This is a genomic window from Stomatobaculum longum (genome assembly GCA_000242235.1).
Taxonomy (GTDB): domain Bacteria; phylum Bacillota; class Clostridia; order Lachnospirales; family Lachnospiraceae; genus Moryella; species Moryella longum.
On the sequence record JH590862.1, the window covers coordinates 527,066 to 551,242 of the forward strand.

Consider the following 24,177-nt stretch of genomic DNA (forward strand, 5'->3'; position numbering starts at 1 on the left):
CCCTGTAACACCTCTCTGCAGGAATAGCCCCGTTTTTGTTCCGGACTGTCTCGGTCCGGCGAACGGTACTTCTCTTATGCTTTGTCGTCTTCAAACTCGACGACGCCGATGTACGGATAATTCCGGTATTTCTGATCGTAGTCGAGGCCGTAGCCGACCACGAAGCGGTCCGGAATCGTAAAGCAGACATAGTCCACCGTGACCTGCTTCTTCACGCGGCGCTCCGGCTTGTCGAGCAGGGTGCAGAGGTGGATGTCCTTCGGCCCCCTCTTTTCCAGCACCTCGATGAGATAGGCGAGCGTGCGGCCGGTGTCGATGATGTCCTCGACAATCAGGACGTGCTTGTTCTCGAGCGACTCGTCGAGATCCTTGACAATCCGCACCACGCCGCTCGACTCCGTGCCGTTGTAGCTCGAGACCGACATAAAGTCAAACGAGACCGGCATTGTAAGCCGCTTCGCGAGCTCGCACATGAACATCGCGCCGCCCTTCAGAATGCAGATGAGATGCAGCGGCGTGTCGCCGTAATCGCGGTTAATCTGATCCGCGACCTCCTGAATTCTTTGGTTGACCTCTTCCTCCCGAAACATTATCTTCACATGTTCTCTCATGTTTCTTCCCCTTCGTATCGCAATTCCAAGATTGTTGTTGTCGTCTCGTCCACCTGATACAGAGCACTCCTTCGTAGGCCGATTGCCCAGATAATCTCCCCGTCCGCCGTGAGCAGCGGGAGCCGTTCCCGCAATTCCACCGGCACATTCTTCTCTGTCATGAGCGCGCGGAGACTCTTGTGCCCGCCGCCCCGCAGCGCAAGTTTATCGCCCGGGCGGCGCGTCCTGATCTCATAGTCAGCCGGCATCTTGTCCCGGTCAAACCACTGGAGGAAGCGCCCGCCGGGAATCGGTTCCCCCTGCACATACGGAAAGATTCGGGCGTGAAGCTGCTTCCGCACAGCCGCTTCCGAAAAGACAGGCTCCTCCGCAGTTTCTTCCGGTCGAAACAGGACAAGGCGCTCGCCCCGCCGCTCCGCAAAAAAACCCTGCGGAAGGGAGAGACGCTTGCCCCGCGCCTTGCCGGCAAGTGCCTGCAGCGCTTCCGTGTGCCGCGCGGTGAAGTTCTGCCGGCTTCCCCCGGCTGCCTCAAGGAGTTGCCAGAGGAGATAGCTTCGAACAATCGACGGCTCCCGGTTTAACAGCGCGCAGTCACAGCTCGCACCGCCCTTTTCCCGATGGATGAGTCTGTCCGCCTTTTCGCGCGACAGCGCCTCGAAATAGGCATCGGCCTCGCGGAAATACTGTCCCGCGCGGGCTAGGTGAGACACTGCCTCCGGGTTGATTTCCGCGCAAAGGCGCGGCAGAATCTCTCTCCGCAGGCGATTTCTCGCAAAGAGCGCGGTCGCATTGCTCTCGTCCTCCACATGCGACTGATGAAGCCGCGCAAGATAAGCCTCAATCTCCCGCCTGGAGACCGCGAGCAGCGGGCGCACAATGCGCCCCCTTCTCGCCGGGATCCCGGCGGCGCCTTTCAGGCCGCTCCCGCGGGCCAGCTGTAAGAGCACGGTCTCCGCCGCATCCTCTTCCGTGTGCGCGGTCGCAATCTTGACCGGGCGTCCGAGGTCTTTGCCCCAGCGCTCCGCCGTCTCTTCGAGCGCCGCATAGCGGAGTTCCCGCCCGATGTCCTCGATGGATCGGTGCGCGGTCGCAACCGCGCTGCGCACATCGACCTCCGCCAGAAAAAACGGGATCTCTTTTTCCGCGCAGAGCGCCTCGACAAAGGCGGCATCCCGCGCCGCCGCGCCGCCCCGTAACCCGTGGTTTACATGGAGCACCGCGAGTTTCAGGTTCAGCGCCTCGCGGAGCGCCGCGAGACAGCAGAGCAGCGCCGTCGAGTCGGCGCCGCCGCTCACCGCGAGCAGCAGGGCATCGCCTTCTTCGATTACGCCGCTTTGCCGCACTGCCGCTTCCGGGCTGTCCCACACGTGTTTTCTCCCCACTGTCTGCCTCAGTGCTCTACTTTAAAAATCACTTCGCCGCGGTCCACGAGTCCCAGCTTCTCCTTCGCCACCTTCACGACATACTCTTTGGTGTCGACGATGGCGCTGTCCTTTTGGAGGGAATCGTTTCGCTCGACCTCACTCTGATACTTTGCCGCCAGTTCCTTGGTCTGTTTTTCGATTCTTTCCGCCCTCTCCATGTTTTTCTGACAGCGCTGCAATACCAGCACCGCGAGCAGCATCAGCGGCAGAACATAGAGCGCCGCAAAAAAGCGGGTTCTGAAACTTTTCTTTTTCTGGGCTTTCTTTTGATTCCGAACCATATCACTGCCCCCTCTCGTCGCATATAACCCCAATTTTTATTTTACTCCAGACAGGGCATTTTTTCAATTTATGCAAAAAAATGCGCCGCCTTGACTGCAGGCGACGCTGTTTTTCTTTGAATCTCCGGAATCACAGATAGCGAAACAATTCCTTTGCTTCTTCTTTTTTGGTGGTCTCCGCAAGGTCTAAGACCTCCGCCTTGACCGTGCGCTGCCCGAAAAGCAGTTCGAGGACATCTCCCTTTTTAACTTCATAGGAAGCCTTGACCGCTTTGCCGTTCACCAGCACTCGCCCTGCGTCGCACGCCTCGTTCGCGACCGTGCGACGCTTAATCAGGCGGGAGACTTTCAGAAACTTGTCTATTCTCATCTCAGGCGTTGACAGCGTCCTTCAGAGCCTTGCCGGCCTTGAACTTCGGGGTCTTTGCAGCGGCAATCTTCATGCTCTCGCCCGTTCTCGGATTTCTGCCCTCGCGCGCAGGTCTCTCGGAAATCTCGAAGGTTCCGAAGCCGACAAGCTGGATCTTCTCTCCCTTGACGAGCTCCTGCTCGACAGTCTCCGTGAATGCCTTCAGTGCTGCCTCGGCATCCTTCTTGGAAATCTCTGCCTTCTCTGCGATCGCAGCTACCAACTCGGTCTTATTCATCCTTGAATCCTCCTGTGTTATGGTTCCTTTTTACTCTTTACCTTTATAGCGGGGCTCTTCCCCGTTGTCAATATCCAAGGTCGTTTTTTCGGGCAAAAGCGCCTCAAAACGCTGAAAAAGCGCCAGTGTTTCCCGCAACATCGCATCCTCCGCGCGCCGCGCGCTCTGCTTGGTCAGCAGGAATTCGACCGGTCGCGCCGGGCGCACCGAGAGGTGACCGGCGTAGTCGGAGAGCAGGGCGGGCAGCTTTTCCGTGTCGAGCACCGCGGTCTCCGACATCGTGATGCGGGCGCTCTCGCGCTTCACCTTGACTTCGGATGCCCGCACCTTTTCCGCCACCGCGCGAATCCGGGCAATCAGCAGGAGATTTGTGACTTCGATCGGCATGTCGCCGAAGCGGTCAATCAGCTCATCCTGCATCTCCCGCTCGTCCTCCTCGTTTTGAATCAGCGCGATTCTCTGGTAGAGGTCAAGCTTCTGCTCTTCGCTCTTCACATAACTGTCCGGAATATAGGCGCTCGCCTCGGCTTCGACCGTCGCGCGCACAGTCTCCTCCTCTTCCGCTGCCTCTTGACCGGTCAGACGGCGCACCGCCTGATTCAGGAGTTTGCAGTAGAGGTCATAGCCGACCGCCTGCATGTGCCCGTGCTGTTCGGCGCCGAGCACATTGCCCGCGCCGCGAATCTCGAGGTCGCGCATGGCAATTCGTATGCCGCTGCCGAGCTCCGTGAACTCGCGAATCGCGCGGAGCCGCTTCTCGGCCTCTTCACGGAGCAGTTTGCCCCGCTGGTAGAGCAAAAAGGCATAGCCGATGCGCGAAGATCTGCCGACGCGCCCCCTGAGCTGGTAGAGCTGGGACAGCCCGAAGCGGTCCGCCTGCTCAATGATAATCGTGTTGACATTCGGAATATCGAGGCCGGTCTCGATAATCGTCGTCGTGACAAGCACATCGATTTCGCCGTTCATGAAGTCCAGCATGATGCGCTCCAGTTCTCGCTCCTGCATTTTTCCGTGCGCATAGGCGACCTCCGCGTCCGGGAGCTCCGCCGCGAGCTTTGCCGCGATTTCCGGCAGGCGGCTGATCTTATTGCAGACATAGTAGACCTGGCCGCCCCGGTTCAGCTCGCGCTGCACGGCCTCCCGCACGATCGCCGGGTTCTGTTCCATCACATAGGTCTGCACCGGCTGCCTGTCCTGCGGCGGTTCGGAGAGAACCGAGAGCTCGCGTATGCCCGCGAGACTCATATGCAGTGTCCGCGGAATCGGCGTCGCCGAGAGCGTCAGCACATTGACATCCTTCCGGAGCTGCTTCACCTTCTCCTTGTGCGCGACGCCGAAGCGCTGCTCCTCGTCGATGATGAGAAGTCCGAGCTTATGGGGTTTGATGTCCTTCGAGAGCACGCGGTGGGTACCGATCAGGATGTCGACCGTTCCGCGCGAAAAATCCGCGAGCGTCTTTTTCTGCTCGGCGGCGCTCCGGAAGCGGCACAGGAGATCGATTCGCACCGGAAAGTCTTTTAAGCGCTGCGAGAAATTGTTGTAGTGCTGCTGGGCAAGTATCGTGGTCGGCACGAGGAAGACGACCTGATAGCCCTCCTGCACGACCTTGAAGGCCGCGCGGAGCGCAATCTCGGTCTTGCCGTAGCCGACATCGCCGCAGACCAGGCGGTCCATGATCTTTCCCTCCTCGAGGTCCTCCTTCACATCGGCAATCGCCTGCAACTGATCGCCGGTCTCCGCATAGGGAAAGAGTTCCTCAAACTCGGTCTGCCACACCGTGTCCGGGCCGTAGCGATGCCCCTTCTCCTTGAGCCGCGCGGCGTAAAGGGTCACCAGTTCCTTGGCGATTTCCCGCACGGCGCGCTTCACGCGCGTCTTGGTTCTGCTCCACTCCGGGCTGCCGAGGCGGTTTAGCTTCGGCACGACGGCCTCCGCCGACGCATATTTCTGAATCGCGTCGAGGCGGGTTGCCGGGACATAGAAGTTGTCGCCGTCCTTGTACTCGATTTTGATATAGTCCCGCGCGACCCCGTCGGTCTCTATCTTCTCGACGCCGCGGTAGATGCCGAGGCCGTTTTCCTCGTGCACCACATAGTCCCCGACCGAAAGTTCCGAGAGCGCGGAAATCCGGCTGCCCGCCTGCTCTGTCTTCCGCTTCCGCGGCTTCTTCTCTTTCCGCCGCCCGAAGAGATCGCTCTCCGCGAGGAGCGCGAAGCGGAGCAGCGGATACTCAAAGCCCCGGTGCAGCTTTCCCTGTAGCAGCAGAATACTGCCGGGCTCTGCGGCGGGCAGCTCGATATCGCCTTCGTCCGGACAATACGCCGAGAGCTCATAGCTTCTCAGGTTTTCGGCGAGGCGCCGTGCTCTGGTTCTGGACGGCGTCATCAGAATGACGGCCCAGCGCTCTCTCCGGTAGCGCCGCAAGTCTTCCAGCAGCAAGTCGAAATTGCCGGGGAAGCTCGCCACGCTCTTTGCGGCAATCGAGAACTCGCTGCGGATTTTAAAATCCGGCAGACGCGTATCCAGTCCCGCGAGACAAACCGTCCGGCTGCTCTGCAAGTCCTCAAAGAGCAGGTCCGCCGTCACAATCGCTTCCGCCGCCTGCTGCGACTCAGCCTTGCCCGCTGCACTCTCGAGATATTCCCGCTCCACTTCGCGCGCTCTCTCGCGGAGGCGCGCCGGTTCGTCCAGAATCAGCAGACTATTGTCCCCCGAAAAATAGCGCAAAAAGGAGTCGCTGCCGCCGAGCAGTTCCTCCTGTGCCGGGTAAATCCGGATTTCTTCCGCGGGCTCCGTGGAGCGCTGTGTCTCCGCATCGAAGTAGCGCATGGAGTCGATTTCATCGTCCCAGAGCTCGATTCGCACCGGTGCGTCTCCGGTGACCGGAAACACATCCAGAATGCCGCCGCGCACCGAAAACTGACCGCGCCCGTCTACCTCGGCCGTCCGCTCATAGCCGAGCGCCGCGAGTTTCTTGGCAGTCTCGCCGAGCTGAAGCCGGTCGCTCGCCGCAATCCGGAGGCAGCGGCGCAAAAAGCGCTCCGGCGCCTCGAGCTTATCCATGAGCGCGTCTATGGTCGTCACGACAAACCCGCTCCCGCTCTCCGCAATGCGGCGGCGGATGTCGATTCGGAGCGCGGAGAGCTCGTTGCTGCGCACATCCGCCGCGAAAAAGAGCAGATCCTTCGCGGGATAGAGCAGCGGGTCGGCGCCGAAGCTCTGCAGATCTTCCTGCAGCTCCCGCGCGCGCACCTCATCGTAGGTCACCAATAATTTCAGAGGGTACCGGTAGTCGCCGAGCGCCTCGGCGAACTGTCCCTTGGCGGCGTCCGCAAGACCGCTGACCAGCACCGGACCCTCGCGGCGCCGGAGCTTTTCCGTGAGCGCCCGGTAGACATCCAGCGCCTGTAGCGGATTCCGAAACCTGCTCATCAGCCCTGCTCTTTCCGGTTCACCTTGTTCATCGTCCGGTCAACCCCTTCTTCGAGAATCGAGAGCACGGCCTCGGCGGCATCTCGGTAGGCCTGCTCCATCTTCTCGGCGTCCTCGCCCTTTGCGCGCCCCAGAACATAGTCTGCGAGATCAAAGCCCGCGGGCTTACTGCCCACGCCGACGCGGACGCGGATAAAATCGCCGGAGCCCAGGTTCGAGATAATCGACTTCAGCCCGTTGTGCCCGCCGGCGCTTCCGCTCTTCCGAATCCGGAGTCTTCCCTCCGCGAGATCGATGTCATCCGAAATCACGAGGATGTGATCCGGTGTCACCCGGTAAAAGGCCGCCGCGCTGAGAAGACTCTCCCCCGAGAGGTTCATATAGGTCTGGGGTTTTAAGAGCAACAGCTTTTCGCCCGCGTACATCGCCTTCCCGGCGAGCGCCTTGTGCTTCTTCTCCCAGCTTGAAACCTCCAGCTTGGCCGCGAGGCGGTCAATCACCTCGAAGCCCGCATTATGTCTTGTCTTTTCATACTCCCGCCCGGGGTTTCCCAGGCCCGCGATGATATACATAGTTCCCTCCTTTCCGGACAGCGAAAACAGGGGCCTTGCATACGCAAAGCCCCCGCTCTTTCCTGTGATGATACTGGCGATCAATCCTCCGCGGAGAACTCATCCTTGCCGACGCCGCAGAGCGGACATACAAAATCCTCCGGGACATCCTCCCACTTGGTGCCTGCCGCAATGCCGTTATCCGGATCACCGGTTGTCTCATCGTAAACGTAACCGCAAACGTTGCAAATGTACTTCATCTCAATTCTCCTTTCAGTCTGCGCTTCGTCGCGCTTGTGTAGCCGATTGTACTCTATGTATTCACACTCCGCAAGTTGTCAGAACTGCCGGAAATATGACATCTTTGCTCCACATTTTGGGCATTTAGTGCTTTTTTCCGCCGAGTCGCTCTCTCAGCTCCTGCAAAAGCTCCGCGTGCCAGTTGGGTTTCAGCTCGGGGAAGGCATTCAACATGCGCCCGGTGCCGAAAAAGCGTGTCCTCTCCGCCCGCTTCTCGAGAAGCGCAAAGCGCGCCTCCGCCGCACTGCGCTGCCGTTCCAGTTCCGCCTTGGCGCGAATGCTGTCTTCACCGATTCGCTGGCTCAGCCCATCGGAGACCGCGCGAATCCGGTCTCTGAGTTTGCCGAGATCGCCGAGATCCCGGCTCAGTTTGTGCGCCGTCAGCACCGAGGCGACAAAGTCAACGAGCAGCGTGAGGTAGGCGAACGCCAGAATCCACTGTCCGAGCGCGGGCGGAAACAGCCGCACATAGCCGCGCACCAGCGGGTGCACAATGCGTATCATAACCACGGTGCCGAGCCCCCAGAGGATACTGAACCGCAGACAGATATAGCCGTGAAACTGAAACGGCTCCTTGCTGTAGTCCCACCAGCGTGCGTGAAAAAAGGTATTTAAGAGCCAGCCGCCGCACAGTTCAATCGAGGTCGTAAAGACAATGCCCGCCAGAAAGAGGGTCGGCAACCCCACCGCTTCCTCCCGCCCGGGTGCGAGCACATTCATGAGCGCACAGATGGCCAGCATGCCGAAGCCATAGATTGGGCAGACCGGGCCGTTTAAAAAACCGCGGTTGATGATTTTCCCGAGGCGCAGCGCGTGAAAGGCAACCTCCACGACCCAGCCGAGAAACGCATAGATAACAAAATAACAGAGTGCCTGATAGAGCGTCATTGCCTTCTCCCCGTTTGAAAAAAAGCCCGCACAGGTCTCCCCGCGCGGGCCAAGAAAACTTTGTTACTCTGCCTTGCCTTCTTCCTTCTGGCTTGCCTGGAACTGCAGGTACTCGTTCACATAGTCGACAACCTCGTCCGCATTCATGCCGTGCACCATGCTCGCATCCTGCAGGGACTCTGCCTGTGATGCCGGGCAGCTGATGCACCCCATGCCGCACTGCATGAGCGCAAATGCCGCATCCGGATACTTGCTGATGATTTCTCCGACCAACATGTCCTTTGTGACCAAAGCCTTCTTCTCTTCCGCCATATTCGCTCCTTCCGTATTGCTCCGCCGGAAACCGGCCGCAATATTCTTGACAATTTCGATTCACATTGATTCTACCACAGCTGTCACAGCCGCCGCAAGTGGCTATGGCAACACGCCGTCAATTCTTCATCGAGACGCCGCGCATCGCATCGCCGCGCTGATTCTCCCCGAAGTGATAGTCGTTTCCGGGCAGAATCGCATTCAGCAGCACACCGGCAATCGAGGCGATTGCGAGCGCCGTCAGCGTAATCGGCGTGCCGAACACCGTAAAGCTCAAGCCCTTCGAAAAGCCGAGACCCGAGACCAGAATGACCGCCGCAATGATGAGGTTACGGCTGTTCGAAAAGTCCACGCGGTTCTCGACCACGTTCCGGACGCCGATTGCCGAGATCATGCCGTAGAGGATAAAGCTGATGCCGCCGATAATCGCTGTCGGCAGCGAAGCCAAGACTGCCGCAAAGCGCGGCACAAAGGAGAGCAGAATCGCATAGAGCGCCGCGAGCCGGATGACCCGCGGGTCGTAGACATGCGAGAGCTCAAGGACGCCGGTGTTTTCGCCGTAGGTCGTATTCGCCGGACCGCCGAAAAATGCCGAGAGCGAGGTCGCAAGGCCGTCGCCGATCAAGGTGCGGTGCAGACCCGGGTCCTCAATAAAGTTTTCGCCGACGGTCGCCGAGATTGCCGAGATATCGCCGATGTGCTCCATCATCGTCGCAATCGCAATCGGCGCCATCACAAGAATCGCCGTCAGGTCAAACTTGCAGAGCTGAAACGGTGGCACACCGAACATCGGGCTCCCCGCAATTCTCGAAAAATCCATGACCGCGCTGCCGTCCGCGTTCCGCAGACCGATCGCATAGAAAATCAGCGCCGCCGCATAGGCGACCACGACGCCCATCAGAATCGGAATGATGCGGAATATGCCCTTGCCCCAGATATTAAAGATCACAATCGTGCAGAGCGCAATCAGCGCGAGCAACCAGTTGGTCTCCGCCGAGGAAATGGCCGTGCCCGCGAGCGAAAGCCCGATGCAGATGATGATGGGACCGGTCACGACCGGCGGCAGAAAGCGCATGACCCGCTTCACGCCGATCAGCTTAATCACCGCCGCGAGGACCAGGTACAGGAGTCCCGCAACCACAATGCCGCCGCAGGCATAGGGCAGCTTTTCCCCGTAACTCATATTCGCGTAGATGCCCGTGTTCAGCTCCGCGACGGTCGCGAAGCCGCCGAGAAAGGCGAAGGAGGAGCCGAGAAAGGCCGGCACCTTGAACTTCGAGCAGAGGTGGAAAAAGAGGGTTCCGGCCCCCGCCATGAAAAGCGTCACCTGCACAGACAGTCCCTCGCCATGAAAATAGCTATCCACAAGAATGGGCACCAGTACGGTCGCGCCGAACATCGCAAACATGTGTTGCAGGCCGAGCAGCAGCATGCGCCCCCGCCCGAGCGTTCTCGCGTCATAAATGCCGCCCTGCTTCTTTTGATTCTCCATTGCTTCTATCTCCTTTTCAACTTGGCAGTTGTACGATAAAGTACATGACCTTATCCCGCCACTGCGCGCGGATCTGTCCCTTGTACATGCGGACAATGCCCTCTGCCATCGAGAGCCCTATGCCGTAGCCCTCTTTCCTGCAGTTGTGGGACTTGTCCTCGCGGTAAAAGCGGTCAAAAAAGCGACTGCAGTCGACCTCCGCGCCCTCCGCGTAGTCATTTGAAATCGTGAGTAAGCTGCCGCGCCAGTTTCCGCGCCGCACAAGCCGGATGCGCACGGTTCCGCCCTTGTCGCAATATTTGACCGCATTGTCGAGCAGAATGTTCACGAGCTCCGGGAGCTCCCGCTCCGTCGCGGTCGCCGTGACATTGTCCGCGATATCGGCGCTGAGATGCTTCCCCTGCTGCTCCGCGACCGGATAAAAAGCCTCGGCACCCTGCCGCACAGCCGCCGTAAAGCTCTGGCGGCTCAACTCCTTCTTGATGCCCTCCTCGACGCGCGTCAGCACAATGAGGTCATCCACAAGTCTGCTTAAGCGCCGCACTTGGTGCAGAATACTGTCCGTCCACTCGGAACTGCCGTGCATGATTTCGAGGAGCTCCGCATTGGCGGAAATCACCGCAATCGGCGTCTTTAACTCATGGCTCGCATTCGTGATAAAGCGCTTCTGGCTCTCCATGTTCCGGACCACGGGTTCCACCGCCCGCGCCGAGAGCAGCAGCATGATGAAGCCGAACAGGAACAGCACCGCTCCCGATGCGAGGCAGCTGTCCCGCCAGATGCGCCTAAGCTCCCGAAAATCGCTGCTCACATCGAGAAAACAGAGCAGGGTTTTGTCACTGCTCTCCCGACGCAGGAAAAAATAATGCTGCTTGCCGTTCCTAAGAAGCCCCCTGGGTCTCGGCATACGGAGCGCGCGGATGCCGAGCGCCTGCAACTCCTCCGTCCCCATGCCGCCGAGGCTCATCACCGGCGTCAGGGCTGCACTCTCCTGTTCGTACTGAACCGAAAAATAGCGCGCCGCATGCGGCAGTTCCACCTCTTCTTCCGAACTGCCGATGCGCCCCGGCAAGGCGCCGCCGTAGTAGCTGATGAGTTCGAGCGTATCCATACTGTTCTCATAGAGAGAGATATAGCTCATCCGGTTAACCAGCATCAGAACCAGTACCAGAACGGCAAACACGGCGCTTGTCGCGACCAGGACAAACTGCCGCTTCAGTTTTCGTGCCATTCCCGTTCTCCCTGTCTCAGGCATCCCGCTGCCGGAGCACAAAGCTGCCGCCGCGCTCCCCCTCAATCAGGAGATCCGCCTGAATCGCGCCAAGCTTCTGGCGAAGATACGAAATGTAGAGAAACAGCTGCTCATCGCCGCTCTCCTCGCTCTCGCCCCAGACCCGCCGGAAAAGTTCCTCGCCCCCGAGGAGCTTATCGGGGTTCCGCATGAAAAGTTCCATGAGGCGTGCCTCCTTGCTGCCGATGCGGATGGAACTCAGCGCCTTGAGCTCCTGCTCCCCCATGTCCAGAGTCACATTACCCGCCTGAATGCACTCTTCCTGATACCCCGAGCGCCGCGCCATGCTACGGATCCGGGCGAGCAGCTCCCGCATCGCAAAAGGCTTTGTGAGGTAATCATCCGCACCTGCGTCGAGCCCTGTGATTTTGTCCTCAAGCTGGGTCTTCGCGGTCAGAATGATGACGGGCGTCCTGTCACCCTCCGCGCGGAGGGTCCGCACCACCGAGATGCCGTCCTGTCGCGGCATCATCACATCCATGACCATACAGTCGTAGCTGCCGGCACGCGCCTTTCGGAGCGCCTCCTCTCCGTCATAGGCCGGATCCACCTCATTGCCTTGGTGACGGAGAATCGCACAGACGGCGCGCGACAGCTCCACCTCGTCTTCGGCAAACAAAAGCTTCATGCTTCCTCCTCTCTGATCATGTTGCGTATCGTCTGCATCGAGAGATCGCAGGAGGCCAGATCGTCCGCGACATGCTTTAACTCCGCCGCAATCAGCGCGCGGTTGCCGCCCTCCCGCTTGTAGTGCATCTCGTGTTCGAGACTCGCCCAGGAGTCCATAGCAATCGTGCGAATCTGCACTTCGACAAAGAACTGTCCCGGCACCCGCCCGTAGAAATCCGGCGCATCGGTCTCGCAGCGCAGTATGAGATGCAGACTCCGGTAACCGCTCGGTTTGACATTCTGAATATAGTCCTTTTCCTCCGCAATTTCCACACCCGGCAGTGCCGCGAGCTTTGCCTTCACGCGGTAGATGTCGTCGACAAAGCGGGTCACAATCCGGAGGCCGATTGCATCGGTCAGCCGGCAGAGCGCATTCTCCGTGGTCTCTTCAAGGCCCCTGCGGAGAAGTTTGTCCCGCATGCTGCGCTCGGTTTTTACCCGGCTCGTCAGGTGCTCAAAACACTTATGCTCGCCGCGCTGCGCTGCCTCCTCATTCCAGGCCAGAACCTGCAGCTCGAGTTTCTTCTTTACCGCAAACAGTGTCTCCGTAAAATTGCCGTAAATATCGCTCTCTGCCATGCCTTCTCCTTCTCCTTCTCTCTTTGCTTGCGTTTCCGCAGTGTCTCCGATAAAATACCTCTAATTCACCTTAGGGAGGCTCATTATGCGCGAAGTCAGACTCGGAACTCTTACACTCGGACGCGGTCCGGTCAAGGTCGCTGTCCCGCTGGTTGGAAGCGACCGGACCGCCCTGCGGGCGGAGCTTGACGCTCTGCCGGACAGCGCCGCCGATCTTGTCGAGTGGCGCATTGACTGTCTCATGCCATTTCCGGACACCGAGATGCTCCTTGCGCTCGCGCGGGAGCTGAAACAGTCTCTCGGCTCTCTCCCGCTCCTCATCACCTTCCGAAGTCTCCCGGAGGGCGGCCGTCTGCCGCTCGACGCGGCCGCCTACCGGGAATTCCAGCTGCGGCTCGCCAAGGAGCAGCTCCCCGACTTGTTGGACGTAGAACTCTTCTCCGGCCTTCCGGATCCCGCCGCGCACATCGCCGCGCTGCAGCGAGAACATATTCCCGTCATCGCATCCCGCCACTTCTTTGACGGGACGCCCGCGCCGCAAGTCATGCGAGAAACATTTCAGCGGATGCAAGACTGCAATGCCGACATTCTGAAACTCGCCGTCATGACCGAAACCGCCGAAGATCTCCTCTCGCTCTTACAGTTCTCTGCCGCTCAGCGACAGACTGCCGACCGTCCCTTTGTCCTGATCGGCATGGGACCGCGCGGCGTTCTGAGCCGTATCTCCTGCGCGGAGTTCGGCTCCTGCCTGAGTTTCGGCGCTCTGCGGGAAAGTTCCGCGCCGGGGCAACTCCCCGCGCGGGACTTAAAACGGATTTTATCCCTCTTGCCGGAATATCCGGTCTCTCAAACGGCGGAGCCCCGCAAATAAGAAGGGTAGCGTCCGCTCCGCGCGGATAAAGCCGCGGTCCCTGAGAGAGAGTTCTCGGTAATAGCGCCGGTAGCGCGGCGAGAAAATCTCGTCGTAGTCCCGGAGATTCACCCGCGTCAAAAAGTAGACGCGCCGCGCAGCCGAGACTGCTGCGCGGTGGTACCTCCCGCCGCTCTCCCGGTCAAAGGCGCAATATAGCTCCCGCATGGCGATCGCATAGGCATCCTGCTTCTTTTTTAAATCGCCGCTCTTCATCTCCTCGGTCCAGGAACCCGCGCCGTGAAAGCGGTACACGCTGTCAAAGCGATCCGCATAGTGGCAGTAACCCTTTAACGCTGCGAGGAGTTCCAGCGGCCGGTCGCCGACCGGGCAGCGGAAGTACCAGTCCGGCAGCTGTTCCACCACCTCGCGGCGCAGGAGCATCGCACCGAAGGGGAAGCTGCCCGTCTTGTCGATCAGTTCCGCGGGGCTCAAATCGCGGTCACCGCGGTAAGGACGCATCAGATTCCGGTTCACGAGCTCGCCGCGGTCGTTTTTGACGGCAGCCGCATGCACGGTCATCGCACAGTCCGGATGCGCTTCCAGATAGCACACCTGCGCCTCCAGTTTGCCGGGATTGCACCAGTAGTCGTCGCAATCCATCAGGGCGATATACTTGCCCCGCGCGCGCGGGAAGTTGAAAATGCCGGAGATATTCTGCCGCCCCTGCCGGTACTGGTTCTCCCGCTGCAGAATCGGAAATATCTTGTCCGGGTAGCGCGCAGCATAACGCCGCAAAATCTCCGCGGAGCCGTCGGTCGAGGCGTCGTCGTGGACCAGTATTTCAATGTCAAAGTCGCCCCGCTGGGCGAGAAAGCCATCCAGCGCCTGCCTAAGGTAGTTCGCGTGGTTATAGCAGACCGCGCAGATACTGACGAGCGGGCGCTCTTTTTTCTGTGTCATGCCTGTTTTCCTCTCATCCTGACAAAATTCCGGAGATACCGCAGCATGTCGCGCTGGAACACTGCAGCGAGTACTCCGTAGCACACGATGCCTGCGGCAAGCTGTGCGAGCAGAAGCAGCGGCGGCGCGCTGAGCGGCAGTCGCTCCATCCGATAGACCAGAGCGCCCATGAGCAGCGAACAGAGCGCTGCCGGGCCGAGATCCCGGTACTGCCTGCCCGGCCCGTAGCCGAGAAGCCTGCCGAGCGGCCACGCGTTCAGCGCGCTGCAGAGCGCCTCGTCGACCGCCTTGAAGATAAGCAAGCCCATCATCCCGTAGCGGAAACTCAGCACCAGCAGTGCCGCGCCGAGCAGCTTCTTGATGCACTCGAGTTTCAGAAACAGATCGCTCCGCCCGAGCGCCGTAATCATCTGCAGATTGCTGACATGCAGCGGCCAGAACGCATAGCAGAGGCAAAGTAGGCGGAGATACGGCACGGAAAAAAGCCAGTCTTCGGTTAAGAGCGTGCGAATCAGGCTTGTGCCGACCGCAGCCATTCCCGCCATCATCGGAAATATCACAAAGGCCGAGAGGCGTATGCTGTCCCGCAGCATGTCGCGGAGACTTTCCTTTTCCGACTGCCGCCTCGCATAGGTCGGCAGAAGCACCGACTGCATCGCCGCCGAGAGATTCGAGGTGATGAGCTTTGGAAACTGTTCCGCGCGGTTATAGCCGCCGAGCGCCGCCTTCGAATAATACTTGCCGATCAGGAGTCCGTAGATATTGTTCCAGAGCGTGTCGAGAAGACCCGAGAGCAGAATTTTCCAGCCGAAGGAAAAGAGCTTCTCCACCCGCTTTAAAACAATGCCGCCGCGCGGTCGAAACGGAACCGCGATAAAAAGTCCCGCCATCAGCGCGACATAGTAGATGAGCTGCTGCGCCGCCATCGCAAAGACGCCGTAGCCGCGCGCCGCCATCAGAATCGCGATGAGACCGGACAAAATGACCGCCGCCATGGTCGCCTCGAAGAGCTTCCGGAATTGCAGATTTCGGGAGACAAAGGCCGTCTGCACCGAAATGACCGCACCGGGAAACAGCACCAGTCCCATCGCGCGGAGCAGCGGCAAAAGCACCGGCGTCTCATAGTAGTGCGCAATCAGGGGCGCAACTGCAAAGAGCAGTCCGTAGACCGGCACGGAGACCGCAAGGCTGATCCAGAAGACCGAACTGAAATCGCTCTCCTCCACCTGCTCCGCCTGAATCAGCGCCGTCGCAAAACCCGACTGCACGAATACATTCGCAAGCGTGATGAAGATCATAATCAGGCCTATGGTCCCGTACTCGGTCGGGGTCATGAGCCGCGCAAGAAACAATGCAACGACAAACTGAACGCCCTGCGCGCCGAGCAGCTCTAACAGCTTCCAGAAAAGCCCGCCTGCGACACTCTCTTCTCTCTGTCTCATAAAAAGAGTAATTCTCCCAGTGTGCGGTGCGGCAGATTAAAGGTAAAGCCGCCGCGAAGGATGCCCACTGCCTTTCCGATTCTTGTTTTGTGTTGCAGCGCGAGGAAGTCATCGAGTGTCTTCCCTGCCTCTGCCGAAAGCTCCTTCCCGTACTGCCGCCGGAACTCTTCGGCCTGTAAAAACAGGGCGCGGTAGGCCGCTCCCGATTTTTCGTTCATCTCCTTGAAGCTCTCTCCCGCAAGGCCGAGCCGCCGCCGGATTTCCGAGAGCGCACTGCCCTTCTTTGCGCCGAGCACATTGTCACCGTGCTGCCGGTAGTCATAGAGCGCGCGATCCAGATACGCAATGCGCCCGAAGGCCGCCGCGACCAGTGCAATCCAGTGGTCGTGCATCACCGCGTGCTCCGGCACCGGATGCGCAACCAGGAGCCGCACGAGCGCGTGGTTCATGAGCATTGCGCCGCCGGTCACATTGTTCTGCACCAGCAGCTGGCGGAAGTGCCGCCTCGCAGGGCTCATCTTCTGATAGCGCACATAGGAAGGCGCTATCTCCCGCCCTACGGCATCGACCACCCGCATATCGCAGTGCACCAGGAGCGGCAGCTCTTTCCCGTAGCGCGCTTCGAGGCAGCGCATCGCGCGGGCCTCAACCGCCAGTTTGTCCGGATGCCAGACATCGTCCTGGTCGGAGAACAGGTAGTAGTCGCTCTCATCGGCCACGGAAAAGAAGCGCGGATCGCGCAGTCCCTCGAAAAAGTGCCGCGCCGCGCTGCCGCTCCTTTTCACCCGCCGGATTGCCGTGATACGCTCATCGCGCGCTGCGGCTGCCTCGCCGATTGCAAAGCTCCGGTCCGTCGAGGCATCATCCGAAAGAAGCAGACGGAAATTGCTCTCCGTCTGCTCTTCCATCGAAGCCAGTTGCGCCTCCAAATATGCCTCTCCCTCGTAAGTGCAGAGCAGAATACGGTTCGTCATTCCGCCGCCTTCCGGTAGCGCTCTGCCTGCTCCCGGATGAGTTCGCTGTCCTCAAAGTAGTTGATTCGCATGGCGTCCTTGACCTCGTGCAGTGTCTCCGCCGCAATCTCTCTCGCCCGCTCCGAGCCCTTCTTCAGGATCTCATAGACCGCCGGAATGTCGCGCTCGTACTCCTTTCTGCGCTTCCGAATCGGCTCCAGCTCTTCCTGCATGACCGCCGTCAGGAATTTCTTGACCTTGACATCGCCGAGACCGCCGCGCGTGTAGTGCGCCTTCAGCTCGTCGAGGGATGCGTACTCCGGCAGATAACGCTCGAAATGCTCCGGGCGCGAGAAGGCCTCCAGATAGGTGAAGACCGTATTGCCCTCGAGGTGTCCCGGATCGCTCACGCGGAGATGTTCGGGGTCTGTATACATGGTCTTGATGCGCGCCGCCACGGTGTCCGCATCGTCCGAAAGGTAGATGCAGTTGCCGAGCGACTTCGACATCTTCGCCTTGCCGTCCGTGCCGGGGAGACGGCGGGAAGCCGCATCACTCGGAATCAGCGCCTCTGGCTCCACAAGCACCGGCGCGTAAATCGAGTTGAACTTCCGGACAATTTCTCTCGTCTGCTCGATCATCGGCAGCTGGTCCTCGCCGACCGGCACCGTGGTCGCCTTAAACGCCGTGATATCCGCTGCCTGGCTGATTGGGTAGGTGAAAAAGCCGACCGGAATATCCGCCTCGAAATTTCGGAGCTTGATTTCGTTCTTTACAGTCGGGTTGCGCTGCAGTCTGGCGACCGTGACAAGATCCGAGTAGAAAAAGGTGAGCTCGGTGAGCTCCGGAATCTGCGACTGAATGAACAGAACCGACTTCTCCGGATCGAGTCCCACCGAGAGATAATCGAGCGCCACCTCAATGATGTTCTGTCTGACTTTCTCCGGGTTGTCAAAATTGTCTGTGAGCGCCTGGGCGTCCGCAATCATGACCATGGTTCTCTTGTACTCGCCCGAATTCTGCAGAACCACTCTTCTGCGGAGCGAGCCCACATAATGTCCCACATGCAGTTTTCCTGTCGGGCGGTCGCCGGTCAAAATAATTTTATCTGCCATTGCTTCTGGTATCCCCCTGTCTCTTCTTGCTTCGTTTTGTCTTTCCTTCTGTCGGCACTTCTTTCGCGAGCAACACGACGATGCTCCGCGCCGGCAGCAAAAATGTCTCCTGGTCTTCGAGGCGCTCCTCTTCGCCGGGCGTCAGGCAATGCGCTGACTCGCCGTAGGTCCGGACGGCGAGATGCCACGCCTTCCCCTTGCCTGCGCCGGGCAGCGAAAATGTGTGCGCCTCCCAGTGCATATTATAGATGCAAAACAGGGAGCTGTCTGCCTCGCCGTTTTTAAGCTTTGCGTAGTGTCCGTTATACAGGATGCCGATTTGCCGCCGGAAGGGTTCGGTCTGCGCCTGCCACGGCTGTTCTCCGTGGTAGGAGACATCCGGAAGGCCGACCGCATCCGTGTCGAGGAACAGCGGCGGTGTCTGTCTGCCGAGCGCCGGATGCGCCTTTCGAAACGCAATCAGCCCCCGCACAAAAGCTAGGTTCTCTGCCTCCTGCTTTGCCTGACGCCAGTCGAGCCACGAAACCGCATTGTCCTGACAGTAGGCATTATTGTTGCCTCCCTGGCTGTTCCCGAACTCATCGCCGGCGAGAAATAAAGGCGTTCCCTGACTCAGGAATAACAGCGCAAAGGCATTCCGCCGCTGTTGCGCCCGACAGGCGAGGACCGTACGGCGTTTCGTCTTACCCTCGACGCCGCAGTTCCAGCTGTCGGTTTCGCTGCCGCCGTCCATATTATTCTCGCCGTTCTCCTCGTTGTGTTTTCTCTCATAGCTCACGAGGTCGGCGAGCGTAAAGCCGTTCGTGTGTGCGAGGTAGTTAACCCGCGACGCTTCCCCCGGCATGCGGCGACTGTAGCCGAGCAGCGCGCGCACCATGCCCTCGTCGCCCTTTAAAAACTTTCGCATATCCTGCTGAAAGGCGCGGTCGCAGCAGTAGAAGTTGGCGCCGGACTCCGCAGGGCGCTCCTCCGCAAAGAGGAGAAAGCCTTTGAGATACGGGTCCCGCAAAATATCTCCGAGCGGAAACTGTCCGCTTAAACGCGCCCCGTCGAGATGATAAAAGCGCCGGTAGTAGCGCAGTACCTCGAGCACATAGCTCACGGTCTGCTTCCCGTCGAAGTAGAACTCCATCACGAGTTCCATGCCCGCGGCGTGAAGCGCCTTCACAAGAGCGCGGAGTTCCCCGGCCGGATCGCGGCGGCGCTTTCTGCAGTAACTCGCCTTCGGCGCAAAATGAAAGGTCTCGCCGTAGCCCCAGTAATTGACACGCGCACTGCCGAAGGGCAGCTCCTCAAATTCTTCGGCCGGCAGGAGTTCAAGTGTTGTCACGCCGAGTTCTTTCAGATACGGGAGCTTTTCGACGATGCCGTCGAAAGTGCCGCGCTGCACCACGCCGCTGTTTTTCGCCATCGTAAAGCCGCGCACATGCAGGCGGTAGATGACACGCTCTCTGGCCGGAATCACCGGCGCCGCTTCCTCTTCCCAGTCAAAGTCCGACAAAAAGAGCGGCGAGCGCTTCACAGAGTTTTCCTTCAGCGCCTTGCCGAAGCTGTCGTGTCCGCTGAAGCTCTTTCCGTAAGGATCGGCGAAACGCCTGCCGTCGGCCTCAAACTGATATTCCGCGCTCTTTAACGCAGCGCCGCGAAATCCCGCCGCGCGGAGTTCCCGGAAACTCACGGTCAAGGTGTACACCTCTCCCAGCCGCCGGTCTTTCGAAAACGGAAGCCGAAGTCGCGGCGCTTCCTCATTTCTGAAAAAGAGCAGCAGCTCCGGCACTGTCTTTGCGACGACAGAGACCGAAATGCCCTCTTTCTCAAGCTGTATTCCGAGCGCCATGCTTCCTCCTCCTCAAAGATCGATTTTCAGTTCCACCGGGCAGTGGTCGCTTCCCAGAATTTCGCTGTGAATCGACGCTCCCTGTATCCGGTCTTTCAGCCGCTCCGATACGATAAAGTAGTCGATGCGCCAGCCGACATTCCGCTCTCTTGCTTTCATCCGGTAGGACCACCAGGAATAGGCATCCTTCTCCTCCGGGTGGAGGTAGCGGAAGCTGTCCACAAAACCGTTCGTTAAGACGCGCGTCATTTTTTCGCGCTCCTCATCGGTAAAGCCCGCATTCCGTCGGTTGGTCGAGGGGTTCTTGAGGTCGATTTCCTCATGTGCGACATTCAAATCGCCGCAGTAAATGAGCGGCTTCTTTTGATCCAGGCCCTTGATGTACGCAAAGAAAGCATCTTCCCATTCCATGCGGTAGTCAAGGCGCTTTAACTCATTCTGGGAATTCGGCGTGTAACAGGTCAGCACATAGTAGTCCGGAAACTCGAGGGTAATCACGCGTCCTTCCTTGTCGTGCTCCGGAATGCCGAGCCCGTAGCTCACGTTCACCGGCTTTTCCTTCGTGAACATCGCGACGCCCGAATAGCCCTTTTTCTCCGCATAATTCCAGTAGTCGTAGTAGCCCGGCAAATCCAGCTCGATCTGCCCCTCCTGCAGCTTTGACTCCTGGATGCAGAAAATATCCGCATCCAGCTCGTGGAACGCGTCAAAGAAGGTCTTGCCCGCTGCCGCGCGAAGCCCGTTCACGTTCCAGGAAATCATTTTCTTTTCGCTCATGCTCTTCCTCAGTCGTCGCTCTCATCATCCGCGCTGACCGTATAGGTGAAGCGCTTTCTCGCCATCTCGTCGCTGTCCAGGTAAGCGTCGTAGGTCGTAATCTTGTCGACCAGCTTGCCGTTGATGATCTCCATGATGCGGTTTGCGGTCGTCTCGACAATCTGGTGATCGCGCGACGAGAACAGCAGCACGCCCGGGAACTTGATGAGGCCGTTGTTCAGCGCCGTGATCGACTCCATGTCGAGGTGGTCGGTCGGCTCGTCGAGGAGCAGCACATTCGCACCGGTGATCATGAGCTTCGAGAGCATCACGCGCACCTTCTCGCCGCCCGAGAGCACACGCACTTTCTTCACGCCGTCATCGCCCGCAAAGAGCATGCGGCCGAGGAAGCCGCGCACATAGGTCGCATCCTTGTTCTCCGAGTACTGGGTCAGCCACTCGACAATAGTCTCGTCGCCCGAAAAGTCCTTCGTGTTGTCCTTCGGGAAGTAAGCGGTCGTCGTCGTGATACCCCACTTGTAGTCGCCGGAATCCGGCTCCATCTGTCCGGAGAGAATCTGGAAGAGCACGGTCTTTGCGCGCTCGTTCGGTCCGACCAGGGCCACCTTGTCCGTGCGGTTTAAGGTGAAGCTGATGTTATCGAGAATCTTGACGCCCTCAATGGTCTTACTGAGATTCGTGACCGTCAGCACCTCGTTGCCGATCTCGCGGTTCGGGCGGAAGTCGATGAACGGATACTTCCGGCTCGAGGGCTTCATCTCGTCGAGCTCAATTTTCTCGAGCGCGCGCTTTCTGGAAGTCGCCTGCTTGCTCTTCGAGGCATTCGCGGAGAAGCGCTGAATGAACTCCTTGAGTTCCTTAATCTTCTCCTCCTTCTTCCGGTTTGCCTCCTTCATCTGGCGCACAATCAACTGGCTCGACTCGTACCAGAAGTCGTAGTTGCCGGTGTAGAGCTGAATCTTGCCGTAGTCGATGTCGGCGGTCATCGTGCAGACCTTGTTTAAGAAGTAGCGGTCATGCGAGACGACAATGACAGTGTTCTCAAAGTTAATCAGGAACTCCTCGAGCCAGCCGATGGCCTCGAGATCCAGGTGGTTCGTCGGCTCGTCGAGCAGGAGAATGTCGGGGTTGCCGAAGAGGGCGCGCGCAAGCAGCACCTTGACCTTTAAAGCACCCGGCAAATCTTTCATCGGCGAGTAGTGGTAGTCCGGCTCCACGCCGAGGCCGTTCAAGAGGTTTGCCGCATCGCTCTCGGCATCCCAGCCGTTCATATTCGCGAACTCGTTCTCGAGTTCCGCCGCCTTGATGCCGTCCTCGTCGGTGAAGTCCTCCTTCGCGTAGAGCGCGTCCTTCTCCTTCATGATGTCATAGAGACGCTGATTTCCCATAATGACGGTGTCCAGAACCGAGAACTCATCGTACTTAAAGTGGTCCTGCTCCAGAAAGGAGAGACGCTGTCCCGGCGTAATCGCGATGTTGCCGTTCGTGGGCTCCAGCTGGCCCGAGAGAATTTTCAGGAAAGTGGACTTTCCCGTCCCGTTCGCGCCGATGAGGCCGTAACAATTTCCCTCTGTAAACTGAATGTTTACGTCCTCAAAGAGCGCCTTCTTGCCGACGCGGAACGTAATGCCGTTTGCACTGATCATATCTTCTTTCCTCTCCTCATCACAGTGTTTTTTTCTTGCTGCCGACCGGCAGCTTTCTGCCCGCAAACAGGCGCTCGTCCTCGTAGACAACGCGCCCCGCGCAGATGGTCAAGAGTACCTTGCCCCGGAGTGTCTTGCCGAGCCAGGGCGAATTGGTGGACTTGGATTCCGGCACGAGATAGGCCCAGCTCTGCGCCGGGTCAAAAATCGTGAGATCCGCCGGGTGATCTTCCTTAATCATGCCCGCATCCAGCTGATAAAGCTTTGCGGCATCCGTGCTCATGCGCTGCACAAGCTGTAAGAGCGTCAGATAGCCCGGCTCCACCAGATTCATGCAGCCGAGTGCAAACGCGGTCTCGAGACCGATGATGCCGCTCGGCGCCTCGGTGAAAGGCCTGTCCTTCTCAACCTTGGCGTGCGGCGCATGGTCGGTCGCAATCATATCGATCGTGCCGTCCGCAAGTCCCTGTATGATTGCCATGCGATCCTCTTCTCCGCGGAGCGGCGGGTTCATCTTGGCGTTGGTGCCGTAGAGACTCACGGCGTCATCGGTCAGCGAGAAGTGGTGCGGTGTCGCCTCTGCGTAGACCCGCACGCCGCTCTGCTTTGCGCGGCGCACAAGCTCGACCGACTCTTTTGCGCTGATATGCTGAATCACGATCGCCGCGCCTGTCTCCCGCGCGAGGCGGCAGTCCCGCTCGACCATCACAATCTCCGCCTGCCGGTCCGCTCCCGTCAAGCCGAGGCGCTCTGCGGCGGGGCCGCTGTTCACCCCCGGCTCTTTCACGAAACGCGGATCCTCCTCGTGGAACGATAGTGGCAGCTTTAAGCGGCGCGCCTTCTGCATGGCCTCCCGGATCAGCGCCTCATTGTTCAGCGGTCTGCCGTCGTCGGTGAAGGCAACGGCGCCGCTCTCTTTCATAAGCTTCATATCGACGAGCGCCTCGCCCTGCATCCCCTGACTGATGGTCGATGCGCTGTACACACGGATGCCCGTCGTCCTGCCCTTCCGGATATTTTCGACAATTCGCGCCTCGCTGTCGATCGGTGGCGTCGTATTGGCCATGCAGACCACCGAGGTAAAGCCGCCGGCCGCCGCCGCGCGCGCACCGCTCAAAATATCTTCCTTGTGCGTCTGTCCGGGGTCCCGGAAATGCACGTGACCGTCCACAAACCCCGGCGCCGCGCAGAGCCCCGCGCAGTCAAAGACCTCAAGCACCTCGCCCTTGGCCCGTGCAATCAGCGAGGCATCCAGCCAGAGATCCTCTCCGACGCGGATAATCTTGCCCTCTGCGAGCAAAATATCCCGGATATCATCCGTTCTGCTCTGCGGATCCAAGAGCCGCACCCCCTGCAACATAATCATAGCGTAAACACCTCACCTTCTCTGCCTGTTCCCAGTATCCTGTCGCGATAGGGGCGCGACGCCTCGCGCTCCCGCAGTTTTTGAATCACCGACGCATCACCGTAGAGATGCATCGGCACCAAATAGCGCGCGCCGACCTCCCGCATGTAGGCGTCCGCGCCGCGCCAGTAATCCGCGCCGAGCCTCGAGTCCACCGGCACAAAGGCAATGTCCGGTATCCGTTTACTCCGCTCGACTTCCGCGCGGATTTCCCGCAACTCTTCCAGATACAGCGTACGCTGGGCATTGTTCTCCGCCGCCGTATTCTCTTCCCAGTGCCAGTCGTTCAGATCACCGGCGTGGTAAATGCGCGCCTCCGCCGTGTCAACCAAAAACGCGACACCCTCATCGGTCGAGCGGTAGGTATTGACCTTCAGAAAGGTCTCCTGCCGCGGTTCTCCGCTCTTGGCGTCCCGCACGAGGCGGCAGAGCTCGGTCTCGGTCTCCGGCGCGAGCAGTCTGACATTGCCCTGCACCCAGAGCGGCAGCGCGGAGCGACGTATATCGTCCGAGAGAAAGTAGACCACATTGTCCGCCCGCTCGGCGAGCGAAAAGATGCTCTTCTGAAAGTGATCCGGATGCGCATGGCTCACAAACACAAAGAGCGGCTTGTCTGGGTCAGGCACGGGAAGCTCGCCCCGATAGTAGTCGAAGAGCAAATTCATCTCTTCCAGTTCCACATAAAATCCGGAATGTCCAATCAAGCGGATTC

24 protein-coding genes are annotated in these 24,177 nt (G+C 59.3%); 1 reads left to right on the plus strand and 23 read right to left on the minus strand.

The annotated features are described in order from the left end of the window. Positions 1 to 74: 74 nt before the first annotated feature. The 14 genes from hpt to HMPREF9623_RS05450 all read right to left on the minus strand — a co-directional run bounded on the left by hpt (position 75) and on the right by HMPREF9623_RS05450 (position 12,477). Complete coding sequence (hpt, locus tag HMPREF9623_RS05385; protein ID WP_009532889.1) at positions 75 to 611, minus strand: hypoxanthine phosphoribosyltransferase; 537 nt, start codon at positions 609 to 611, stop codon at positions 75 to 77. Then, positions 608 to 1,993, minus strand: a complete 1,386-nt coding sequence (gene tilS / locus HMPREF9623_RS05390) for a tRNA lysidine(34) synthetase TilS (RefSeq protein WP_083826769.1) — start codon at positions 1,991 to 1,993, stop codon at positions 608 to 610. Before tilS ends, hpt begins: the two co-directional genes overlap by 4 nt. Positions 1,994 to 2,001: 8 nt before the next feature. Beyond that, complete coding sequence (locus tag HMPREF9623_RS05395; protein ID WP_009532891.1) at positions 2,002 to 2,316, minus strand: septum formation initiator family protein; 315 nt, start codon at positions 2,314 to 2,316, stop codon at positions 2,002 to 2,004. A 130-nt stretch (positions 2,317 to 2,446) separates the two neighbouring features. Then, positions 2,447 to 2,686, minus strand: a complete 240-nt coding sequence (locus HMPREF9623_RS05400) for an RNA-binding S4 domain-containing protein (RefSeq protein WP_009532892.1) — start codon at positions 2,684 to 2,686, stop codon at positions 2,447 to 2,449. A 1-nt stretch (position 2,687) separates the two neighbouring features. Beyond that, positions 2,688 to 2,963 (minus strand): HU family DNA-binding protein, encoded by a 276-nt coding sequence (locus HMPREF9623_RS05405; RefSeq protein ID WP_009532893.1) that lies wholly within the window; start codon positions 2,961 to 2,963, stop codon positions 2,688 to 2,690. Positions 2,964 to 2,993: 30 nt separating this feature from the next. After that, positions 2,994 to 6,395, minus strand: a complete 3,402-nt coding sequence (gene mfd, locus HMPREF9623_RS05410) for a transcription-repair coupling factor (protein ID WP_009532894.1) — start codon at positions 6,393 to 6,395, stop codon at positions 2,994 to 2,996. Continuing rightward, complete coding sequence (pth, locus tag HMPREF9623_RS05415; protein WP_009532895.1) at positions 6,395 to 6,967, minus strand: aminoacyl-tRNA hydrolase; 573 nt, start codon at positions 6,965 to 6,967, stop codon at positions 6,395 to 6,397. Before pth ends, mfd begins: the two co-directional genes overlap by 1 nt. 80 nt (positions 6,968 to 7,047) lie before the next feature. After that, positions 7,048 to 7,206: a rubredoxin gene (gene rd, locus HMPREF9623_RS05420; RefSeq protein WP_009532896.1), complete on the minus strand. Its 159-nt coding sequence runs from the start codon at positions 7,204 to 7,206 to the stop codon at positions 7,048 to 7,050. A gap of 124 nt (positions 7,207 to 7,330) precedes the next feature. Then, entirely contained in the window at positions 7,331 to 8,134 is an 804-nt protein-coding gene (locus tag HMPREF9623_RS05425; protein ID WP_009532897.1) for a putative ABC transporter permease, read from the minus strand. Positions 8,135 to 8,197: 63 nt separating this feature from the next. Beyond that, entirely contained in the window at positions 8,198 to 8,446 is a 249-nt protein-coding gene (locus HMPREF9623_RS05430; RefSeq protein WP_009532898.1) for a DUF1858 domain-containing protein, read from the minus strand. Positions 8,447 to 8,564: 118 nt separating this feature from the next. After that, a complete protein-coding gene (locus HMPREF9623_RS05435; protein ID WP_009532899.1) occupies positions 8,565 to 9,938 on the minus strand; it encodes a uracil-xanthine permease family protein in 1,374 nt (457 codons plus the stop codon). A 16-nt stretch (positions 9,939 to 9,954) separates the two neighbouring features. Further along, a complete protein-coding gene (locus HMPREF9623_RS05440) occupies positions 9,955 to 11,169 on the minus strand; it encodes a sensor histidine kinase (protein WP_009532900.1) in 1,215 nt (404 codons plus the stop codon). 16 nt (positions 11,170 to 11,185) lie between these two features. Further along, on the minus strand, positions 11,186 to 11,857 hold the full coding sequence (locus HMPREF9623_RS05445) for a response regulator transcription factor (RefSeq protein WP_009532901.1): 672 nt from the start codon (positions 11,855 to 11,857) through the stop codon (positions 11,186 to 11,188). Further along, complete coding sequence (locus tag HMPREF9623_RS05450; RefSeq protein WP_009532902.1) at positions 11,854 to 12,477, minus strand: GTP pyrophosphokinase; 624 nt, start codon at positions 12,475 to 12,477, stop codon at positions 11,854 to 11,856. The genes HMPREF9623_RS05445 and HMPREF9623_RS05450 overlap by 4 nt, the downstream gene beginning before the upstream one ends. A gap of 85 nt (positions 12,478 to 12,562) precedes the next feature. Here HMPREF9623_RS05450 and aroD point away from each other — a divergent pair, with 85 nt between their 5' ends. Further along, positions 12,563 to 13,348, plus strand: coding sequence for a type I 3-dehydroquinate dehydratase (gene aroD, locus HMPREF9623_RS05455; protein ID WP_009532903.1), 786 nt, complete (start codon positions 12,563 to 12,565; stop codon positions 13,346 to 13,348). On the opposite strand, the gene HMPREF9623_RS05460 is transcribed toward aroD, so the two are convergent. Genes HMPREF9623_RS05460 through HMPREF9623_RS05500 form a run of 9 tightly spaced genes read right to left on the minus strand, consistent with a single transcriptional unit; the run spans position 13,295 to position 24,169 of the window. Beyond that, positions 13,295 to 14,290, minus strand: a complete 996-nt coding sequence (locus tag HMPREF9623_RS05460) for a glycosyltransferase family 2 protein (protein WP_009532904.1) — start codon at positions 14,288 to 14,290, stop codon at positions 13,295 to 13,297. The two genes, aroD and HMPREF9623_RS05460, sit on opposite strands and share 54 nt — an antisense overlap. Then, entirely contained in the window at positions 14,287 to 15,732 is a 1,446-nt protein-coding gene (locus HMPREF9623_RS05465; protein ID WP_009532905.1) for a lipopolysaccharide biosynthesis protein, read from the minus strand. Before HMPREF9623_RS05465 ends, HMPREF9623_RS05460 begins: the two co-directional genes overlap by 4 nt. Continuing rightward, a complete protein-coding gene (locus HMPREF9623_RS05470; RefSeq protein WP_009532906.1) occupies positions 15,729 to 16,706 on the minus strand; it encodes a glycosyltransferase family 2 protein in 978 nt (325 codons plus the stop codon). The genes HMPREF9623_RS05465 and HMPREF9623_RS05470 overlap by 4 nt, the downstream gene beginning before the upstream one ends. After that, complete coding sequence (gene trpS, locus HMPREF9623_RS05475; RefSeq protein ID WP_009532907.1) at positions 16,703 to 17,800, minus strand: tryptophan--tRNA ligase; 1,098 nt, start codon at positions 17,798 to 17,800, stop codon at positions 16,703 to 16,705. Before trpS ends, HMPREF9623_RS05470 begins: the two co-directional genes overlap by 4 nt. Further along, complete coding sequence (locus HMPREF9623_RS05480; protein ID WP_009532908.1) at positions 17,790 to 19,637, minus strand: hypothetical protein; 1,848 nt, start codon at positions 19,635 to 19,637, stop codon at positions 17,790 to 17,792. The genes trpS and HMPREF9623_RS05480 overlap by 11 nt, the downstream gene beginning before the upstream one ends. A gap of 12 nt (positions 19,638 to 19,649) precedes the next feature. Next, the gene (locus HMPREF9623_RS05485) at positions 19,650 to 20,414 is read right to left on the minus strand and encodes an exodeoxyribonuclease III (protein ID WP_009532909.1); all 765 of its coding nucleotides are present in this window, start codon (positions 20,412 to 20,414) and stop codon (positions 19,650 to 19,652) included. An 8-nt stretch (positions 20,415 to 20,422) separates the two neighbouring features. Next, a complete protein-coding gene (locus HMPREF9623_RS05490; protein WP_009532910.1) occupies positions 20,423 to 22,060 on the minus strand; it encodes an ABC-F family ATP-binding cassette domain-containing protein in 1,638 nt (545 codons plus the stop codon). A gap of 19 nt (positions 22,061 to 22,079) precedes the next feature. After that, entirely contained in the window at positions 22,080 to 23,426 is a 1,347-nt protein-coding gene (locus HMPREF9623_RS05495) for a dihydroorotase (protein WP_009532911.1), read from the minus strand. Beyond that, positions 23,423 to 24,169, minus strand: a complete 747-nt coding sequence (locus tag HMPREF9623_RS05500) for an MBL fold metallo-hydrolase (protein WP_050806334.1) — start codon at positions 24,167 to 24,169, stop codon at positions 23,423 to 23,425. The genes HMPREF9623_RS05495 and HMPREF9623_RS05500 overlap by 4 nt, the downstream gene beginning before the upstream one ends. Positions 24,170 to 24,177 lie beyond the last annotated feature (8 nt).

Coding starts and splice junctions, on each gene's coding strand:
- hpt (WP_009532889.1), bottom strand. CDS start 611: ATGAGAGAACATGTGAAGATAATGTTTCGGGAGGAAGAGGTCAACCAA.
- HMPREF9623_RS05395 (WP_009532891.1), bottom strand. CDS start 2,316: ATGGTTCGGAATCAAAAGAAAGCCCAGAAAAAGAAAAGTTTCAGAACC.
- HMPREF9623_RS05400 (WP_009532892.1), bottom strand. CDS start 2,686: ATGAGAATAGACAAGTTTCTGAAAGTCTCCCGCCTGATTAAGCGTCGC.
- HMPREF9623_RS05405 (WP_009532893.1), bottom strand. CDS start 2,963: ATGAATAAGACCGAGTTGGTAGCTGCGATCGCAGAGAAGGCAGAGATT.
- mfd (WP_009532894.1), bottom strand. CDS start 6,395: ATGAGCAGGTTTCGGAATCCGCTACAGGCGCTGGATGTCTACCGGGCG.
- pth (WP_009532895.1), bottom strand. CDS start 6,967: ATGTATATCATCGCGGGCCTGGGAAACCCCGGGCGGGAGTATGAAAAG.
- rd (WP_009532896.1), bottom strand. CDS start 7,206: ATGAAGTACATTTGCAACGTTTGCGGTTACGTTTACGATGAGACAACC.
- HMPREF9623_RS05425 (WP_009532897.1), bottom strand. CDS start 8,134: ATGACGCTCTATCAGGCACTCTGTTATTTTGTTATCTATGCGTTTCTC.
- HMPREF9623_RS05430 (WP_009532898.1), bottom strand. CDS start 8,446: ATGGCGGAAGAGAAGAAGGCTTTGGTCACAAAGGACATGTTGGTCGGA.
- HMPREF9623_RS05435 (WP_009532899.1), bottom strand. CDS start 9,938: ATGGAGAATCAAAAGAAGCAGGGCGGCATTTATGACGCGAGAACGCTC.
- HMPREF9623_RS05440 (WP_009532900.1), bottom strand. CDS start 11,169: ATGGCACGAAAACTGAAGCGGCAGTTTGTCCTGGTCGCGACAAGCGCC.
- HMPREF9623_RS05445 (WP_009532901.1), bottom strand. CDS start 11,857: ATGAAGCTTTTGTTTGCCGAAGACGAGGTGGAGCTGTCGCGCGCCGTC.
- HMPREF9623_RS05450 (WP_009532902.1), bottom strand. CDS start 12,477: ATGGCAGAGAGCGATATTTACGGCAATTTTACGGAGACACTGTTTGCG.
- aroD (WP_009532903.1), top strand. CDS start 12,563: ATGCGCGAAGTCAGACTCGGAACTCTTACACTCGGACGCGGTCCGGTC.
- HMPREF9623_RS05460 (WP_009532904.1), bottom strand. CDS start 14,290: ATGACACAGAAAAAAGAGCGCCCGCTCGTCAGTATCTGCGCGGTCTGC.
- HMPREF9623_RS05465 (WP_009532905.1), bottom strand. CDS start 15,732: ATGAGACAGAGAGAAGAGAGTGTCGCAGGCGGGCTTTTCTGGAAGCTG.
- HMPREF9623_RS05470 (WP_009532906.1), bottom strand. CDS start 16,706: ATGACGAACCGTATTCTGCTCTGCACTTACGAGGGAGAGGCATATTTG.
- trpS (WP_009532907.1), bottom strand. CDS start 17,800: ATGGCAGATAAAATTATTTTGACCGGCGACCGCCCGACAGGAAAACTG.
- HMPREF9623_RS05480 (WP_009532908.1), bottom strand. CDS start 19,637: ATGGCGCTCGGAATACAGCTTGAGAAAGAGGGCATTTCGGTCTCTGTC.
- HMPREF9623_RS05485 (WP_009532909.1), bottom strand. CDS start 20,414: ATGAGCGAAAAGAAAATGATTTCCTGGAACGTGAACGGGCTTCGCGCG.
- HMPREF9623_RS05490 (WP_009532910.1), bottom strand. CDS start 22,060: ATGATCAGTGCAAACGGCATTACGTTCCGCGTCGGCAAGAAGGCGCTC.
- HMPREF9623_RS05495 (WP_009532911.1), bottom strand. CDS start 23,426: ATGATTATGTTGCAGGGGGTGCGGCTCTTGGATCCGCAGAGCAGAACG.